The 17594-nt window shown below is 39.4% G+C and carries 3 protein-coding genes; all 3 read left to right on the top strand.

Going from position 1 to position 17594, the window contains the following annotated elements:
• Positions 1-278 precede the first annotated feature (278 nt).
• The 3 genes from C8C85_RS07115 to C8C85_RS07105 all read left to right on the top strand — a co-directional run bounded on the left by C8C85_RS07115 (position 279) and on the right by C8C85_RS07105 (position 17388).
• Complete coding sequence (locus C8C85_RS07115; RefSeq protein WP_116796450.1) at positions 279-5642, top strand: LamG-like jellyroll fold domain-containing protein; 5364 nt, start codon at positions 279-281, stop codon at positions 5640-5642.
• An 841-nt stretch (positions 5643-6483) separates the two neighbouring features.
• Positions 6484-8328 carry a T9SS sorting signal type C domain-containing protein gene (locus C8C85_RS07110; RefSeq protein ID WP_116796449.1) on the top strand — a complete coding sequence of 615 codons (1845 nt, stop codon included), beginning with the start codon at positions 6484-6486 and terminating at the stop codon, positions 8326-8328.
• Positions 8329-8706: 378 nt separating this feature from the next.
• The gene (locus tag C8C85_RS07105) at positions 8707-17388 is read left to right on the top strand and encodes a T9SS sorting signal type C domain-containing protein (RefSeq protein WP_116796448.1); all 8682 of its coding nucleotides are present in this window, start codon (positions 8707-8709) and stop codon (positions 17386-17388) included.
• Positions 17389-17594: the final 206 nt, after the last annotated feature.

Raw genomic sequence — 17594 nt, 5'->3', positions numbered from 1 at the left:
AGTTGTATAATCTTGTTTTTTTAGCCATTTTTTAGATTGTTACAATTTGTTATTATACAGTTGGTTGTTTCAAATTTTTTATTAGTTCTGTCTATTAGAGGGACTAAATTAAATATATGATAGCATTCTATGTATAACCGTTTTAGCTAAATTGGAATGAATGGGATTATATAGAAACAGTGATAAATTTCAATCCTCTTTCTCTTTTTTACCTCAAAATTCTCTTGTTTAATAAATCAATTCGATATTGAATGTAGATTTTAACACCCATAACTGAAATGAAAAAACTATTACTTTTAATTATTACACTCTTTTTGATTTCGCAAATATCCTTTGGGCAGGCGGCAAGCAGTTATTATTTTACTGCTGTATCAGGGAGTTATATTCCGCTTTCTGGAGTTTCTGGGGTTGTTGATACATCACTTGGAGCAACGGCTGATGCGGGAGTGTCTACGAGTATTACCTTGCCATTTGCATTTACTTTTGCAGGTACAGCTTATTCCGCTATAAAAGTATCGCCCAATGGCTGGCTTAGCTTTGGTGCTGCTACGGTAACCGATGCTCAAAACAATACAAATTCACTTGTGAATGCGGGTGTTGCTAAGCCTGTTTTATTTCCCTTGTGGGATGATTTGATGTGTACCGCAAAGCCTAGATACATAACAACGGGGATTTTTCCTCATAGAAGATTTAAAGTAGAATGGAGTCAGCAAAAATGGAATGCTCAATCTCCAGGAGATGTAATTTCTTTTCAAATTTGGTTTTTTGAGACTACAAATGTCATAGAGTTTTTATATAATCAAGGAGCTACAGCAGTAACGAATAATTCAAGTGGTGCTTCAATAGGAATTTGTGATGCAAACGGTAAATATTTAACACTTACTAATTCCGGAACAACCCCAACAGCAGAATATAATACATTTACAACAAGCATTAGCACCAAGCCGGCAACAGGACAAATTTATAGATTTACACCACCACCTGTCACCGGTCTTGAAGCCAGTAAATATTGCTTTAGTACAAAAACAGTAACCTATGGGATTTTAACTGGAACCACAGATGTTGTAGGGATAACGGCATCAGAAGATGATGCGGTTTCCAATGCCGTTACCTTGCAATTTCCATTTACTTTTGGAGGGGCCGTTTATACAGACGTGAGGGTTTCCAGTAATGGATGGCTTAGTTTTGGAGCGGCTGCAGTTTCAGCTAGTCAAAATTATACAAATACTGCGGCTAATGCAGCTTTATCCAAACCTATTTTGATGCCTCTTTGGGATGATTTGAGGGGTACAACAATTCCTAGATATGTAACAACGGGAGTGGCTCCCAATCGAATTTTTAAATTAGAGTGGTATAAACAAAAGTGGGATTATCAAAATACAGGAGATGTAATATCGTTTCAAGTATGGCTTTATGAAGGATCTAATAGGATTGAATATATTTATAATCAAGGAGCAGCTGCGGTAACTAATGCTTCGGCTACTATTGGTATTTATGATGCAAATAGTAATTATTTGACATTAAGTAATTCGGGAACAAGTCCAACTGCCCAAACTGGAATATTTACGGCGGCTATTACAACAAAACCAGCTTCAGGACAAGTGTATCAATTTACGCCACCTCCTATAATAGCTTATCCGGGTAACGCTTATATTGCCATTGGGAAAGTTGGGGTAACGCAAACTGGAGCTACAGGAGGTATTTATACATCCTCGCCTACCGGATTGAGTTTGAATTCTTCAACAGGAGAAGTGAATTTAGCGGCAAGTGCTGGAGGAACTTATACAATAGTTTATACAGTGAGTGGTTGTTCTAATGCAACTGCGGTTATGACTATTTTTCCTTTGTTGCCAATTCCTACTGCTACGGTGATAGAGGCTTCTTGCTCAACAGGTACTGATGGCACCATCACCATAACAAATATGAAGAACGCCGTAAAATTTATTGCAGCCGATAATGATTATATAGATTTGGGAAGTCCTTTACTTTCTAATAAAAGTGCTTTCACTATTGAAGGTTGGATAAAATTTAACATAGCTGATGTTACAGGAAGGATGAGTTTGTTTGGGCAAAATGATGCCATCGAGTTTGGTTTTGCAAATTCAACAACCATAGAATTATGGACTGCAGCAACTGGTTCAGTAACCGCTGCACTTCCGCCTTCTTTGGGAGATGGAGCGTGGCATCACATAGCGGCGGTAGGAAACGGATCCACAGTCAAAATTTATTTGAATGGAGCTAGTGTTGCTGTAACTGGGGGAGTAGTTACGACTGCAAACTATGGTAGCTCAAGTTCGAATGCAAAAATAGGAAGTGGCGTTTTTAATGCTTCGGGTGATTCTTTTACGGGGCAGGTAATGAAATTAGGACTTTATAATACTGCACTTTCTGCTATTGGTATAACCTATATGGCTATTGGGCCTACTACTTATTCGGGTTTTGAAACGGGCATTATTTCTGGTTATAATTTTTTCGTAGGATCTGGAACTACTTTGTTTTCCTATCCTTCTGGAAACAATGGAACTTTTCAAAATACTCCTGATTGGGTAGATCCATATACCTATAACTGGCAAAAAACTGGTGATGTAAGTTTTTCGGCTAATACAAAAAATTTAACGAATTTATCTCCCGGTGAATATAAAGTTACTGTTTCGCTAATAGGAGTGAGTAGTCCGAATGCTGCCAGTTTTACGGTTGGGTCTGCACCTATAGTAGTTGCATTGGCTGGTACAGGGGCAAATTGCAGCAATAGCATTACTGCAAATTGGACGGCATCTGCTGGTACAATAAGTTATTCCTTAGATGTTGCCACAGATAGTGGTTTTACAACTTTTGTTTCTGGGTTTAATGATTTTAATGTTGGCAATGTAACCAGTTATGTGGTAACAGGATTGCCTCCGGGGAATATTTATTACAGGGTTCACAAACACAGTAGTTGCGGAGAAAGTTCTTATTCTAATGTAATTACTTATGCAACTTTACAAATAAATGCGCCAACTGCTATAGATGCAAGTGACGTTTTGTGCAACGGATTTACTGCCAATTGGAATCCCGTTTCAGGAGCTACAGCTTATTATTTGGATATATCCACAAATTCGTCGTTTAGTACTTTTGTGGCGGGGTATAATAATCTGAGTGTAGGAAATGTTAGCTCTCTTGTTGTTACACCATTAGCGTCGGGATTTACTTATTACTATAGAGTACGATCTTCAAACGCAACTTGTGGCACGGTTGCCACATCTTCAAATGTAGTTCAAGTTATAATTAATACAGGTCCAACGGCACCAATCGTGGGATTAATACAACAAATCTCGTGTGCTGTGCCCGGAGGTAGTGTAGCTTTAAGCGGATTGCCATCAGGGAGTTGGATTTTGAACTTCAATACTGGAGAATCATATTCAGGTAGTGGGACAACTATAACCATTCCGGGGTTAGCAGCTGGGACTTATACTTGTGCAGTTTCTGAAGGGGTATGTTTTTCTCCTAATTCTTCTAATATTGTTATCAATGCATCTCCAATTTCCTTAACATCCTGGAATGGAACTTTATGGTCTAATGGGACTCCAACAGCTTTAAAACGTGTTGTTTTTAATGGAGGAGTAAGTGATGTTTTTACAGTTGGAACCGATTTGAGTATGTGCTCTTGTCAAGTTAATTCGGGTTCAATCATTGTTAGTTCGGGAGTTGTACTGTCTGTACAGGAAAGTCTTGATGTTTTGGCTTCGGCCAGTTTTATTTTTGAAAATAAAGCGAGTTTAATTCAAGTGGATGATGCTGCAGTAAATACCGGAAAAATTATCTATAAGCGAGAAACTACGCCGATGAAGAATTTTGATTATACGTATTGGTCGTCGCCTGTGCAGGATCAAGTGCTAAATGTTTTATCTCCTAATACTTTATCGGATAAATACATGAGTTATTCGATGAATAAATGGGTGATTGAGCCGGCAGCAAACACCATGAATCCTCCAGGAAAAGGATTTATTATTCGTGTTCCGAAGCCGCAATTTTGGCCAAATCCAGTGGCAGCTACTTATATTCAGCCGGTACAGTTTGAAGGGATTCCTAACAATGGAGCTTACACCTTGCCGATTGATCCAACGGGTTATAGTAACCTGATCGGAAATCCATATCCATCAGCGATGAGTGCAGATGCTTTTTTATTGGAAAACAGTATCAATAATACCAAACTAGAGGGAACGATTCGTTTTTGGACACACAATACAGCTGTTACTAATTTGAAGTATTCGGGAACGGATTATGCTTCTTATAATTATCTAGGAGGAGTTGGAACCAGTGGTAATTTTGTGGATGCAAACGGGAACGGTGTTATGGATGCCGGAGAAGAACAAATTGTTAATAAGCCTTTAGGATATATAGCTGCAGGACAATCTTTCTTTGTGAAAAGTGCTACTGCAGTGGGGCCTGTTGTTTTTAACAATGGCATGCGTGTAGGGACTTCAGGTAAAAACGCTCAATTTTTTAAAGGGACTAGTTCCAAAACTGCTGCCATTGAGAAACATCGAGTTTGGTTGAATCTAACCAATACAGAAGGGGCTTTCAAGCAAATGTTAGTGGGTTATGCCACAGGGGCAACGAATGGTTTTGATAGTGTCTTTGATGGAAAATCACAAGACAGCAACAAATTCATTGATTTTTACAGTATCAATGAAAACACCAATTTTGTGATTCAGGGGCGTGCGGTTCCATTTGACAAAACGGATAAAGTGCCATTGGGTTATAAAACGACTATCGAAGGAACTTTTACGATAAGCATTGACGAAGTAGACGGGGTCTTGGCTACGCAGCCTGTTTTTGTTGAAGATAAAGTGACTAATGTCATTCATAATTTAAAGGACGGGCCATATTCATTCACTACGGCGGTAGGGGTTTTTAATGATCGTTTTGTGTTGCGTTACAAAGACAATACGCCAGTTGTAATTCCTCCTGTGGTAGTTGAGCCTCCGGTTGTTGTCGAACCCCCAGTGGCTGTAGATCCTCCTGTTGTGGTTGTGACTCCTGTGGTAGTTGAGCCACCAGTAGTTGTAGGGCCAGCCGTTGTTGTAACACTACCAGTGGCTGTAGATCCTCCGGTTGTGGTTGTGCCTCCTGTTGTAGTTGAGCCACCAGTAGTTGTAGGGCTAGCCGTTGTTGTAACACCACCAGTGGTTGTAGCTCCTCCGGTTGTGGTTGTGTCTCCTGTTGTAGTTGAGCCACCAGTAGTTGTAGAGTCACCCGTTGTTGTAACACCACCAGTGGTTTTAGATCCTCTGGTTGTGGTTGCACCACCGATTATTGTAATACCTCCCGTAGTTGTAGAACCACCGATTGTTGTAACACCGCCTGTGATAGTAATTCCTCCGGTAAGTGGTTTGGATCCAACATTGGAAAATCCATCTTTCGGCAAAAAAGATAAATCAGTTATTGTATCAGTAAAAGATCATCAAATAAAAGTCAACTCTTTTGATGAGGCAATTGCCGAGTTGATCGTTTATGACCTGAGAGGAAGATTGCTTTATGAGAACGGTAATGTGAATAAAAACGAGTTTATTATTCAGAATTTAACCTCAAGTGATCAATTTTTAATTGTTGTAACTCAATTGGTAAATGGTAAAATGGTTAGTCAAGGAATTATTTTTTAGGAAGAATTAATGTAAGATCATTTTATTTTTAGGCTGCTCGAATAGCATTTTCGAGCAGTCTTTTATGTTCTCGATATTTAGTTTTGTATCTTCTGGCTATCACGGACTACCACCATTTATTGTAGTTGTCAATATTTATTTTTCTTTAAATTTTTTCATTCTGCCCGTATCGATTCAGCATTTTTGATAGCCTATTTTTTTGGCATGTTCAAATATGGACCAAATGATTTTTTAATATTAAAAGCACGAATGAATTGTGACAGTCGATAAATATTTCAGTTGAATTAGTAATTGGAATTCTGCTCCTCCTTTTTCCATTGTTAGGGCATTTTATCTCAGAATTGTTATGCAAGATTTTCAGCTCGCTCTTGAATTGTCCTGGCATCGTCTCTGACTTTATTGTTTCTATGTATCTATCTTATTTTATTTAAATTGTTTTCATGTTTTAAGTAAGTTAAATACTATATATATTAATATTTGATGTATTTAATCGATAAAATATGCATTTATTCGATTTATTTGATTTCTTTTTTTAATTTTGATATAGTTACTAAGAATTAGTTTAGTCTTCAAAACCAGTCGATTAATTTTATTTAAAAAAGGCTTGGTAAATTAATTTAAGAGGATTTTTTTGAAAGGCTAATTCTCTTTTAATTGTCATTTATTTCTAATCAGACTAATTTATTTATTAATAATGGGGATAGCTAATTTGACTGCAAGAGATTAATAATCGACAAGGTCAGCAGATCATAAAGGTTTGAACGTTTATTAAAGCGCAACAAAAAGCTCCCTATTTTCTATTAGATACATCACTATTGAATAACATATAAAACATAATAAAATGAAAAAAACTCTACTTTTATTTATCGGATTCTTTTTGATTTCGTTAATGTCATTTGGAAAATCAGCTAGTAGTGATGATTCTAAAGTGCTACATGGGGGTTATATTTCACTTCCAAGGAATTTCGGTGCCGAGGGCTCTTTTTTTAAAGAAACAAAATCAAATGCTGTTGCCATAGAGAGACATCGCGTTTGGTTGAATTTAACAAATGATGAAGGAGCTTTCAAGCAGGTATTAGTTGGATACATTACAGGAGCAACTAATGGTGTTGATACTGCATATGATGGTTTGAGTATAGACAGTAATAAATATATTGATTTTTATAGTAGAATTGATAATCAGAATTATGTGATTCAAGGACGTGCCTTGCCATTTAATGAAACAGATAAAGTGCCATTAGGTTATAAAACGGCTATCGAGGGAACTTTTGAGATAAGCATTGCTAAAGTGGATGGTCTTTTTGCGACTCAAAATGTTTTTGTAGAAGATAAAGTGACTCATATTATACATAATTTAAAGAACGGATCTTTTTCATTTACCACTGGTATAGGTGTTTTCAATAATCGTTTTGTGTTGCGATATACAGATGATGCTCCGGTAATGCCGCCGGTTGTGCTTGAGCCACCTGTTGTTGTAGTACCTCCTGTTATAGTGGATCTGCCAGTAGTCACAGTCGACCCTCCTGTTATCATGCCTCCTGCAGTAGTTGAGTCACCCGTTGTTGTAACACCACCGATTGTTACTGAGCCTCCAGTTGTGGTTGATTCGCCTATAGTTGTTGAACCAGTTGAGGTAGTAATACCTCCTATTGTTGCTGAGCTTCCAATTGTTGTTGAGTCTCCAGTTGTAGTTGAACTTCCTGTAGTTGTAGAACCAGTAGTTTCTGTAGCTGAGCCAATTGCAGTTGAGTCTACAGTAGTAGTTGGTTCACCAGTTAATGTAGCACCAGAGGTTGTTGTTGAGTCTCCGGTTGTTGCTGTAACAGAGCCAATAGTTGCCGAGCCTTCAGTAGTGGTTGATTCATCAGTTAATGTAGCACTAGAGGTTGTTGTTGAGTCTCCGGTTGTTGCTGTAACAGAGCCAATAGTTGCCGAGCCTTCAGTAGTGGTTGATTCATCAGTTATTGTAGCACCAGAGGTTGTTGTTGAATCTCCAGTTGTAGTTGAACTTCCTTTAGTTGTAGAGCCAGTTGTTGCTGTAGCAGAGCCAATTGCAGTTGAGTCTACAGTAGTAGTTGATGCACCAGTTATTGTAGCACCAGAGGTTGTTGTTGAATCTCCAGTTGTAGTTGAACTTCCTGTAGTTGTAGAACCAGTAGTTTCTGTAGCTGAGCCAATTGCAGTTGAGTCTACAGTAGTAGTTGATTCACCAGTTAATGTAGCATCAGAGGTTGTTGTTGAGTCTCCAGTTGTTGTTGAACTTCCTGTAGTTGTAGAACCAGTAGTTGTAGAACCAGTAGTTGTTTTAACAGAGCCAATTGTTGCTGAACCTTCAGTAGTGGTTGATTCACCAGTTATTGTAGCACCAGAGGTTGTTGTACAACGTCCAGTAATTGCAGCACCTCCGGTGATTGTTTTGGATTCGACTTCAAAGAATCCATTATTAGATAGAAAAGAAAAATCAGTTGTAGTATCAGTACGCGATCATCAAATTAAAATAAACTCCTTGAATGAGACTATGTCTACGGTTGTGGTTTATGACTTGAAAGGAAGAATGCTTTATGAAAATGGCCATATCAACGATAATGAGTTTATCATACAAGAATTGAATTCCAGTGATCAATTTTTAATTGTTGTAACTGAATTGGCTAATAAAAATAGAATTACTAAAAAGATTGTTTTATAAAGAATAAGTGAATTAAAATTATTTTATTTTTAAGCTGCTCGAATAGTACTATTCGAGCAGCTTTTTTATGTTGTACTATTCTTACTTTATTTGTTTTTTAAAACTATTTCAATTTAATATAGTTTTACTTAAAAAAACTGTAAGATTAAAACCTACAAAAGCGTTAAATAACAGCGTTTTAACTAAATATTTTCAGTTTTATCGGCAACTTTTTTTACCGCTAATTTTTAATGCTTAATTTTACCGCGTACAAATACGTGTTTTGGCTTTGATATGCAAAAATATCGTCTAAAAAAGTGCTACATTCGTTATTAAAAATATATAAAGGATGGCCTCTTTTTGAAGAAATGTATTATGCCCCAAATACCCCCAAATACTATGAATAGAATTTTACTTTTATTTACTGCTGTTTTTTGCCCACTTTTTAATAAACTTAAGCAAATAGTTCTGTCTTTTTTGCAGGGTAATAACCAAAATGCTTTATCGGATAATGCAGTATATAAAAATACTGTTTCATTGAAGGCTTTGGTGTTTTCGATGGTTTTGTTGTTTACGGTTTCGTTTGCGAATGCAGCGACTTATTATTCAAGAGCTACTGGTAATTGGAATTCTAATACCACTTGGTCACTTTCAAGTGGTGGTGCAGCCGTTGGAGCAGGAATTTTTCCTGTGGCTGGAGATGTTGTTAACGTTGAAGGTGGGTTTAATGTTACCGTAAATGTTGTTTCGGCTTGCGCTTCGGTTAATATTGCTTCTGGATCAACACTTACTCTTAATAACCTTGGTGGTATTGAACTTACTGTAACGGGAAATGTTAGTGGAGGAGGAACGATTAGCTCTGGAGGTACAGCAAGAGAATTCATTGTTGGAGGTGACTGGACTTTCAATGGTACAAGTGTTAATTCAATTTCATTAACAATGAATGGAACTGGGGGGCAAACTTTATCAGGTGTTATTAATACGGCAGGTACTAATGGAGCTCTTATCGTAAATAAATCAAGTGGTACAGTAACCCTTGGTAGTAATATAACTATTGTAGGTTCAACTTCAAGTGTGTTTACTCTTACTACGGGAACCTTTGACCCAAGTACTTTCTTACTAACGGCTACAACACGTACATTTACAGCTGGGACTTTGAGAGTTGGTGGTTCAACTTGGGCAAGTAATTATTCGGGTGCAATTACCCAGCCAGCATCAGGGATAATTGAGTATTATGCAGCAGGTAATCAAACAGTAAATGATATTAATTATCCTGGTCATTTAATGATTTCTGGTTCTGGAACAAAGACATTTACTTTAGCAGCAAACAGAGCGATAACTGGAACTCTTACAGTAACTAGTGCTACACTTACAACAGCTGGGAATTTTACACTTGGAATAGGAACAACTTCTATTAGTGGAACGCTTAATCTCGGAGGTACAGGTACTAAAACTTTTAATGGGGATGTAACTATTAATTCTGGTGGTGTTTGGAATGAAACTGGAGTTGCTTCAATAAATCATGCAGGAAACTTGCAAAATGATGGTACTTATACTGCTAATACGGGTGTTCATACTTTTAGTGGTTCTGGAAAAATAATTAGTGGCTCTAATTCTATAACTATACCAAGTTTAACAATAAGTGGTGCGACTACTAATAATGGGACACTTAATGTTTCAACTACGCTAGCAGGAGCAAGTACTTTTACTAATAGTTCCTCTGGGGTGATTACTTTAAGTGGAGCAACTACAGCATCTTCAATTACTACTCTTACAAATGCAGGAACAATAACTGTAAGTGGAAATGGAGCAATTAGTACAGTCTTAGCAAATTTCACCAATACAGGTACGCTTAATCTAGGTGGTTCAGGAGCAATTGCGGGAATTACGAATAATGCTGGAGGAACTGTAAATCTTACTAATTCAGGAACTATTACCGCTTTTAATAACGCAGCAGCTACAAGTGTATTTAATATAAGTGATTTGACTGTACCAACAATTACAACGCTTACAGCTACTGCCTCTGGAAATACTGTAAATTATAATGGTGCGGGTACTCAAACTATAATTGGAACAACTTATGATAATCTTATACTGTCAAATTCAGGAACTAAAACACTAGGAGCTGCTACAGTAACTAATGGAGCGTTGACTCTTAATAATAATACGAATTTAGGAATGTCAACTTTTTTATTGACATTAAATGGAGACCTTATAAATAGTGGTTCTGGAACAATAACTGGAACAACAGGAGGTGTTACAATATCTGGTGTAAATGCACAAAGCATTGCAGGTTTTACGACGACAGGAGCTGTTTCTATGACTAAAACTACAGGGGGTTTAGCTACATTTACAGGAAACGTAAATGGAGGTAGCTTATCAATAAACGGTGGAGGAGGTCGATTAAGCCTAGGTGTTGGCTTAACGCATACATTCACTGGAGCATGGGCGTTAACTCAAGGGGCATTATATGGTGGCTCTAGTACATTAAAGATAGCGGGTGCTGTTAGTACTGGCGGAACTTTTTCAGCTGATACAGGTACTGTTGAGTTTAATGGGGCAGCTCAAAACTTAGGTTCGGCAGCAATAACATATAATAATCTTATCCTTTCGGGCAGTGGAACCAAAACCTTTGGAGCGGTTACGACTGTAAGCGACACTTGGTCCATAGTTTCACCTGTTAAGGCTAATTTGGGAACATTTACTACGCATGCAGCAAAAGTACTTATGCTCTATGGAACAGGACCGCTTTCAGGTTCTTGGGGCTCAACATCATCGGCAGCTGCAAATAAAAATGACACTTATTTTATAGCTACTGCGGGTATAATCAATGTTGCTTCTTTAATTGATAATAATTATGCCTCATTTGCCAGTTCTACGGCTAGTTTGTTTGCTTCGGTTGGAGAAAACGATGGTCCTTTGACACTTACTGCTCCTGATGGCTATGTTTTTATAAACACTAAATTTGCAAGCTACGGAACTCCAGGCGGAACAGCGCCTAATTTTACTATTGGAGGTTGTCACGCAATAAATAGCCGTTCGGTAACTACGGGGTTATTAGGAAATACTACCGCTACAATACCAGGGGGTGGTGCTTCTTTTAATACTGCTTTTGGAGATCCTTGTTCGGGAACAATAAAATCGTATAGTATTGTTGCTACTTATGCCTTACCTATTTGTTCGGGAACTAACCCTGGTCTTATAGATGGTTCTACACCAACGGGGGGTAATGGTACATACACTTATTTATGGGAACAATCTACCACCTCAGCAGTGTCGGGTTATACAACTGTTACAGGTACAAGTACTGCTGAAGATTATACCCCATCTGTTACACTTTCTACTACTACTTATTATAGAAGAACAGTAACCTCCGGAATTTATACGGATGCGACTATAGTTGTAGTTCCAGTTGTAGCTGCTCCATCTACAGCTCCAACAATTACAAGTTTGTGTTCTGGTACTACATTGTCTGTTCCTGCATCAGCAACTCCGGGTACTTATGTAGAATGGTTTTCGGGTTCATGTGCAAGCGCAGTAGTAGGTACAGGGGTTACTTATAATCCTCCGGCAACAGGAACGTATTATGCACATTATAAAAATGTTTGCGGATCTGGTCCTTGCAGTAGTGGTAAGGCTATTACTTTTTCTTCAAATACTGTAATTGTTACCCCTACTAATCCTTCTCCAATTTGTATAGGGACCTTAACAGCAAGTTTGCCTTACACTGCCAGTGGAACTCCTACTACCTATAGCATAACTTGGAATCCAACGGGTTATTTAATTAATATTTTGAACAACAATTTGCCTAGCAGCACAAACGGAACAATAACGTTGGATATTCCTTGGAATACTCCTGCAGGAACTTATACAGGTACAATTACTGTAAAAACAAGTACAGGTTGTATGAGTGCCAGCAAAACGTTTGCATTAACCATTGGTAAAGTGGCAAGTATCGCATCATCTACACCAACTGTATGTATCAGTACTTTAATGCCGAGTATTACACATACTACTATTAATGCCACAGGAATAGGAACGCCAACAGGATTGCCTACTGGAGTAACAGCTGCTTGGGCAGCGAATACAATTACTATTAGTGGTACACCTACAGTATCGGGTACTTTTAATTATACAATTCCATTAACAGGAGGTTGTGCGGGATCAGTTGATGCTACTGGAACTATAACTGTAACAGCCACCGGTAGTGCAGGAACCGTTACGGCAGGAACAAGTCCACAGTGTATTGGCGGAACAACAACATATACAGTAGCAGGTCAAGTCTTAGGAGGCGGAACAGGCGGATGGACTAGTAGTAATACGTCAGTAGCAACAGTTGTAGGCTCAACAGGAGTTGTTACTGCAGTTGGGTCTGGAACTTGTAATATCATCTATACCGTTACAGGAGGTTGTGGCGGAACACCAACAGCTTCGCAACCTTATACAGTTACCCCTACTGCTAGTGCAGGAACGGTTACAGCGGGAACAAGCCCACAATGTATTGGCGGAACAACAACATATACAGTAGCTGGTCAAGTCTTAGGAGGCGGAACAGGCGGATGGACTAGTAGTAATACGTCAGTAGCAACAGTTGTAGCCTCAACAGGAGTTGTTACTGCAGTTGGGGCTGGAACTTGTAATATCATCTATACCGTTACAGGAGGTTGTGGCGGAACACCAACAGCTTCGCAACCTTATACAGTTACCCCTACTGCTAGTGCAGGAACGGTTACAGCGGGAACAAGCCCACAATGTATTGGCGGAACAACAACATATACAGTAGCTGGTCAAGTCTTAGGAGGCGGAACAGGCGGATGGACAAGCAGTGACACATCCGTTGCAACCGTTATAGCGTCAACAGGAGTTGTTACGGCTGTAGGAGCTGGAACATGCAATATCATTTATACGGTGACTGGTGGTTGCGGAGGCACACCGACAGCATCAAAACCTTATACCGTTACGGCTACTGCAAGTGCAGGAACCGTTACGGCAGGAACAAGCCCACAATGTATTGGCGGAACAACTACATATACAGTAGCTGGTCAAGTCTTAGGAGGCGGAACCGGCGGATGGACTAGTAGTAATACGTCAGTAGCAACAGTTGTAGCCTCAACAGGAGTTGTTACTGCAGTTGGAGCAGGAACTTGTAATATCATTTATACCGTTACAGGAGGTTGTGGCGGAACACCAACAGCTTCGCAGCCTTATACAGTTACCCCTACTGCAAGTGCAGGAACGGTTACAGCGGGAACAAGCCCACAATGTATTGGCGGAACAACTACATATACAGTAGCTGGTCAAGTCTTAGGAGGCGGAACAGGCGGATGGACTAGTAGTAATACGTCAGTAGCAACAGTTGTAGCCTCAACAGGAGTTGTTACTGCAGTTGGAGCAGGAACTTGTAATATCATCTATACCGTTACAGGAGGTTGTGGCGGAACACCAACAGCTTCGCAACCTTATACAGTTACCCCTACTGCAAGTGCAGGAACGGTTACAGCGGGAACAAGCCCACAATGTATTGGCGGAACAACAACATATACAGTAGCTGGCCAAGTCTTGGGAGGCGGAACAGGCGGATGGACTAGTAGTAATACGTCAGTAGCAACAGTTGTAGCCTCAACAGGAGTTGTTACTGCAGTTGGGTCTGGAACTTGTAATATCATCTATACCGTTACAGGAGGTTGTGGCGGAACACCAACAGCTTCGCAACCTTATACAGTTACCCCTACTGCTAGTGCAGGAACGGTTACAGCGGGAACAAGCCCACAATGTATTGGCGGAACAACAACATATACAGTAGCAGGTGAAGTCTTAGGAGGCGGAACAGGCGGATGGACTAGTAGTAATACGTCAGTAGCAACAGTTGTAGCCTCAACAGGAGTTGTTACTGCAGTTGGGTCTGGAACTTGTAATATCATCTATACCGTTACAGGAGGTTGTGGCGGAACACCAACAGCTTCGCAACCTTATACAGTTACCCCTACTGCAAGTGCAGGAACGGTTACAGCGGGAACAAGCCCACAATGTATTGGCGGAACAACTACATATACAGTAGCTGGTCAAGTCTTAGGAGGCGGAACAGGCGGATGGACTAGTAGTAATACGTCAGTAGCAACAGTTGTAGCCTCAACAGGAGTTGTTACTGCAGTTGGAGCAGGAACTTGTAATATCATCTATACCGTTACAGGAGGTTGTGGCGGAACACCAACAGCTTCGCAGCCTTATACAGTTACCTCTACTGCAAGTGCAGGAACGGTTACAGCGGGAACAAGCCCACAATGTATTGGCGGAACAACTACATATACAGTAGCTGGTCAAGTCTTAGGAGGCGGAACAGGCGGATGGACTAGTAGTAATACGTCAGTAGCAACAGTTGTAGCCTCAACAGGAGTTGTTACTGCAGTTGGAGCAGGAACTTGTAATATCATTTATACCGTTACAGGAGGTTGTGGTGGTACAGTTTTTTCACAACAATCAATCATAGTCAACCCAAACTTAATCGCCAGCGTATCCATTGCAGCTTCAACATCAACAACAATTTGCTCAGGTACTTCGGTAACTTTTACGGCTACACCGACCAATGGTGGAACCCCAACATACCAGTGGTACAATGGTGCTTCTCCAATTTCAGGTGAAACGGCTGTTACTTATACTACTACAACATTGGCAAATGGCGATGCCATTTCAGTAGTTATGACATCGACTGCGACTCCTTGTTTAACGGGTAGTCCGGCAAGTTCAAATGTTGTAGCAATGACAGTCAATGCAACACCGATAGCTCCAGTTCTAAACAATGTCGTTTTGGGCTGTACGGATACTTCTGCTAATGAAGCTTGGGCTGCGGTTCCAAACGCTACCGGTTACCGATTTGATCTTTCTTTAGATCCTTTGTTTGGGACTTTTGTCGCAGGGTATCAAAATTTATCTGTTGCACCATCAGCTACGCCATCAGTTACTGTAAACGGATTGACACCTGGGGTAACCTATTATGCCAGAGTACGTACTGTAAGTAGTTGTGGCACTAGTGCGAATTCAAATACAGCCACTATTTCGGTGCCTATTACTATAACCACAGATGGCGGACTTACTTGGTCTAATGGTATGCCGGATAGTACCAAAAAAGTTATTTTTATAGGTAACGCCAAGATAACAACCCAATTAAATGCTTGTTCATGCCAAATTGACCCAGCAGCCAATGTGGTTGTTGGAGTTCCATTTTTAGATCCATCTTATTTACCGGGTAAGAATGCAAATGCTATTTTAAAAATTGAAAACGGATTGAAAGTAGATCCTGCGGGAAGCTTAACCTTTGAGAACAATGCAAGTTTGATTCAAGTAAACGAGACAACAGGTTTAAATACTGGAAAAATCATTTACAAACGCGAAACCACACCGATGAAGAATTTCGATTATACCTATTGGTCATCACCGGTAGAAGATCAAGTTTTATATACCTTGTCTCCAAATACATTATTGGATAAGTACATGAGTTATTCGATGAACAAATGGGTAGTTGAAATGTCTGGGGCGAGCATGATGAATCCTCCAGGGAAAGGATTTATTATACGTGTTCCAAAGCCCGATATTTTGTTTCCAAACGGAGAATATTGGACAGGAACTACTTATGTACAAAAAGTGAAATTTGAAGGAGTTCCAAATAATGGTACTTACACTTTGCCAATTGATCCAAATGGGTATAGTAATCTAATCGGGAATCCATATCCGTCGGTTATGAGTGCCGATGACTTTTTAATGGAAAATAGTGTAAATAATACTAGGCTAGAGGGAACCATTCGTTTATGGACGCATAGTTCGAGTATAGCGAACCAAAAATATGCTGGTGCGGATTATGCCTCTTATAATTTGACAGGGGGCACGGCGGCGGTTACCGGTGGTGAACAACCTTCCGGTAATATAGCGGCAGGCCAATCTTTTTTTGTAAAAAGTGCTGGACCCGGCCCCGTAGTTTTTAACAATAGTATGCGAGTAGCTATTCATTCAGGAGATAATTCTCAATTTTTTAAAGGAACAAAATCAAAGAAGACTTCAATTGAGAAGCATCGCGTTTGGTTGAGTTTAAGCAATACGGAAGGAGCTTTCAAAGAATTGCTGGTAGGATATGCTACAGGTGCTACCAATGGGGTTGATAATGCTTATGATGGAGCGGCTAGTAGCAGTTATAAATACGTTGATTTTTACAGTATTAATAACAATGCCAATTATATTATACAAGGACGTGCTGTTCCATTTGACAAAACGGACAAAGTGCCATTGGGTTATAAATCGACATTAGAAGGAACTTTTGTGATAAGCATTGATAAAGTAGACGGAGTTCTGGCCACGCAGCCTGTTTTTATTGAAGATAAATTGAACAATGTCATTCATAATTTAAAGGATGGACCCTATTCATTCACTACTGTTGCGGGAGTTTTTGATAATCGTTTTGTGTTGCGTTATACTGATAATACTCCAGTTGTAACACCGCCGGTTGTAGTCGTTCCTCCAGTAGTGGTTGAACCTCCAGTAGTTGTAGCTCCTCCTGTGGTAGTAGAGCCACCGGTTATTGTAGTACCCCCAGTGGTAGTTGATCCTCCTGTAGTAGTTGTGCCGCCAGTAGTGGTAGAGCCACCAGTTGTTGTAACGCCACCTGTAGTGATTGATCCACCAGTTGTTGTAACGCCTCCGGTAGTTGTAGATCCTCCTATTGTTGTAACTCCTCCTGTAGTTGTAACACCGCCAGTTGTTGTAGATCCGCCTGTTGTTGTAACACCTCCCGTGATAGAAATACCTCCTGTAACTGGTTTGGATCCGACATTGGAAAACCCATCTTTTGATAAAAAAGGGAAATCGGTTATAGTTTCTGTGAAAAATCATCAAATAAAAATTAATTCTTTTGATGAAACGATGGTTATGGTTATTGTTTATGACCTTAGAGGAAGGTTACTTTATGAAAATGATCATGTAAACAGTAATGAATTTATAGTGCAAGATCTCAATTCTAGCGATCAGTTTTTAATTGTTGTCACGCAATTGACAAACGGAAAATGGGTGACGAAAGAAATTATTTTCCAAAATTAATTTCATAGTATTACTTTATTAATAACCCCATTCTGAATATTCAGAATGGGGTTATTAATTTTTAAAAACAAAATCTTACAAATTTCATATTTAACATTTGTTTAGCTGATAAAGATGCTATATGTCACTAAATGAGTGGTTTTTAGTTTTATATTTGCAAAAATTTCTGCATGCCTTTATACAAATGTATGCAATCCACTAATGGC

The organism is Flavobacterium sp. 103 (assembly GCF_003096795.1).
Lineage (GTDB): Bacteria > Bacteroidota > Bacteroidia > Flavobacteriales > Flavobacteriaceae > Flavobacterium.
Note: the sequence above shows the minus strand (reverse complement) of the source record. Positions and strands in the feature narration are given on the sequence as shown.

Bases quoted from the DNA above. Each gene is read 5' to 3' on its own strand.
- C8C85_RS07115 (WP_116796450.1), top strand. From the start codon at position 279: ATGAAAAAACTATTACTTTTAATTATTACACTCTTTTTGATTTCGCAA.
- C8C85_RS07105 (WP_116796448.1), top strand. From the start codon at position 8,707: ATGAATAGAATTTTACTTTTATTTACTGCTGTTTTTTGCCCACTTTTT.
- C8C85_RS07110 (WP_116796449.1), top strand. From the start codon at position 6,484: ATGAAAAAAACTCTACTTTTATTTATCGGATTCTTTTTGATTTCGTTA.